General features: G+C 52.5%; 1 protein-coding gene. It reads right to left on the bottom strand.

Annotated elements, in window-relative coordinates; translation table 11 throughout:
- Window positions 1-386: 386 nt before the first annotated feature.
- Window positions 387-560: flagellin (locus GM154_RS25525; RefSeq protein WP_258020060.1), on the bottom strand; the 174-nt coding region annotated here is incomplete at its 5' end.

The raw sequence follows: 560 nt of genomic DNA on the forward strand, positions 1-560 counted from the left end.
CTATTCGGTTGGTTAAAAGAAAAGCGTCGGCTCTGTACTCGCTTTGACAAGCTGGCTAGCAGCTTCAAGGCCATGGTAACGCTGGCCTGTATCGAGCGATGCATGCGTGCAGACTTTTCAGACAAACCCTAGTCTCTATAAAGCACTACAACAGAAATTGCCTGGCTCAAACAAAAGCGCCAAGAGATTTCTTGGAAGGCAAGTAAGGCGTAGAGAGCCCCGGCAAAGACAGGCCCAGCGGAGCTAGAGATGCTAAATGCCGCGTCCTGCCTTCAACCGCATTAGGCAGCTCACGTGCCGCTGGTAGCGACTTTCACATACAAAAGACACAAACAAAAAAGGGGAAGATGCTTTCGCATCCTCCCCTTTCAACAAAGCAGCCCTGATTAGTTGAGCAGCTTGAGTACAGCGTTTGGCAGCTGGTTGGCCTGGGCCAGGATCGCAGTCGAAGCCTGCTGCAGGGTCTGCTGCTTGGTCATTTCCGATGTTTCGGCAGCAAAGTCAGCATCCTGAGTACGGCTGCGAGCGGCAGTAGCGTTCTCGCTGATGTTCTGCAGGTT

The organism is Pseudomonas sp. MAG002Y (genome assembly GCF_019400845.1).
Lineage (GTDB): Bacteria > Pseudomonadota > Gammaproteobacteria > Pseudomonadales > Pseudomonadaceae > Chryseomonas > Chryseomonas luteola.